The 1,674-nt window shown below is 43.8% G+C and carries 3 protein-coding genes; 2 read left to right on the top strand and 1 reads right to left on the bottom strand.

The features are described from left to right. Positions 1 to 123: 123 nt before the first annotated feature. Complete coding sequence (locus tag Q5691_RS27490) at positions 124 to 537, bottom strand: peptide chain release factor 1 (protein ID WP_333217039.1); 414 nt, start codon at positions 535 to 537, stop codon at positions 124 to 126. Between the two features lie 166 nt (positions 538 to 703). Here Q5691_RS27490 and Q5691_RS27485 point away from each other — a divergent pair, with 166 nt between their 5' ends. Together Q5691_RS27485 and Q5691_RS27480 are read left to right on the top strand one after the other, a co-directional pair. After that, the gene (locus tag Q5691_RS27485; RefSeq protein WP_190740439.1) at positions 704 to 910 is read left to right on the top strand and encodes a hypothetical protein; all 207 of its coding nucleotides are present in this window, start codon (positions 704 to 706) and stop codon (positions 908 to 910) included. Positions 911 to 1,148: 238 nt separating this feature from the next. Further along, positions 1,149 to 1,571 carry a DUF6335 family protein gene (locus tag Q5691_RS27480; RefSeq protein WP_333217037.1) on the top strand — a complete coding sequence of 141 codons (423 nt, stop codon included), beginning with the start codon at positions 1,149 to 1,151 and terminating at the stop codon, positions 1,569 to 1,571. Positions 1,572 to 1,674: the final 103 nt, after the last annotated feature.

The raw sequence follows: 1,674 nt of genomic DNA, 5'->3' as shown, positions 1-1,674 counted from the left end.
TTTGTTACATCTGTGGAAAAAATCCTGAAAGAATTTGGAGAAAACTATGTAATTAATTTTGTCTAGCTACTTATCAGTCATAGCCAATCTCAAATCTCAAATCTCAAATCTCAAATGGCATGACTATCGCCAATAAGGCCGGCCCTTCCAAAAAACTCCCACAGTAACTCCGATTAGTGCAGCTTCCGATAAACTTGCTAATAAAGGAGGGATGGGTAGGAATGACTTTAACACCAAACCCAAGAGCACGCAGAAAACTAAAACCCACAAACTAATTCGGTTGAGCAAAAATTGTTGTTGCCAATACTCTAAAAAGTACACTGCTAAAGCTCCCATTCCCAGTGCAGCAACGAAAGGTATCAATGTCCCGAGGGATGGGCCGTAAAGAAGCGTCACGACGTTGCGGATTGGCCGCGATTGCGTGAAACCCCAGGCTAAAAATAACTCCAATCCAACCACGATGCAGTTGACGAGGGTGGCAATTTGCAGCATTTCTCGCCAAGGTAAAAGTTTTAAGCGCCGCAGAAAATTACTCACGATCGGCAGATTAGGTAGGTTGCTTTGATTTTATAACAGTTTTGCCCTGGCGATCGACCTTTGATGACAATTTGTGAAGTAAAATAAAGATATAGAGCAGTCTCTTGACAAATTCACCCAGAGTACCTGCCTATTAGTTGTTGGAACCGTGAAAGGAAAAAAAGTTATGGTGGAGAACACTGTCGATTGTGCTGTAGCTTGCGTCAATGGCTGCGTTCTGGGCGACAAGTGCCCGAAGCGGGAATACGCAGAAGCAACGTCCAACTTCATTGAAAATACTTCTCTGGATAAAATGCTAGAAATAGCAGAGGAAGCGGTGAGAAGGAAACGGACGGAACCCCCCAAATGGATAATTCCTGATTTTCCCGAATAGAATTAACATCCACATTAAAAAGCGATCGCCCGTTGCAAAAGGGCGATCGCTTTTTGTATTCCCAATGAAATAGCTGAGCCGAATCAATATATTTCCTGGGATAGAAGCTTTGAGCTTAAATAGCAATTATGATGCCACTTAATGACAGCTATTAGCAATAAGTAAAAATAATTCAGATCAAGCGAAATTCGGACATTTTTAATTTAATTGAGTTCAAAAACAAACAGGAGCAAGTCTCGTGGCACAGCAAAAGGAACGCAACGCAAAAACAACAAGAGATAATGATAATTTGGGCGAATTGCCTCAAGAAATTACCGAATCTTACGGTACCGGCTTCATCGATCAACCGGGAGTGAGCGAAGACGACATAACAACCCTGCAGGACAGCAGTTCGGGATACTCTTCCACCAGTTCCCAAATCGGCGGCGAGGATGGCGATCCTGCTGCGGAACAAGAAAGTGCCACTGGCGAGCAATCGGTGGGCGGAACCACGCCTACTCCCGACCTGGATATTGTTGACGAACTCGGAGCCGCTGCGGGCATAGAATTGCCAGATGGGGCTATTTTGCACACAACAGAGATGCTGGAACATCGAGATGAAAGTCGGTGGGAATTAGATCCGAGTTCTGCGGAAGATTATCAGGAACGACCGGATTTTTAGGTCAATTTTTTACCAGAAAATAGGTACTAGGGCGTCGGTTCAGTATTAGGAGTTGACAAAAAAAGGAATTTATGAAATTAGCCAGTGCATGAGTTCGACTCTA

The sequence above is a fragment of the Microcoleus sp. w1-18aA5 genome (assembly GCF_036701705.1).
Taxonomy (GTDB): Bacteria; Cyanobacteriota; Cyanobacteriia; order Cyanobacteriales; family Microcoleaceae; genus Microcoleus.
This window is presented reverse-complemented; position numbering and strand designations above follow the sequence as displayed.

What these genes read in the sequence shown, in the direction of transcription:
- Q5691_RS27485 (WP_190740439.1), top strand. Translation starts at nt 704, where the DNA reads ATGGTGGAGAACACTGTCGATTGTGCTGTAGCTTGCGTCAATGGCTGC.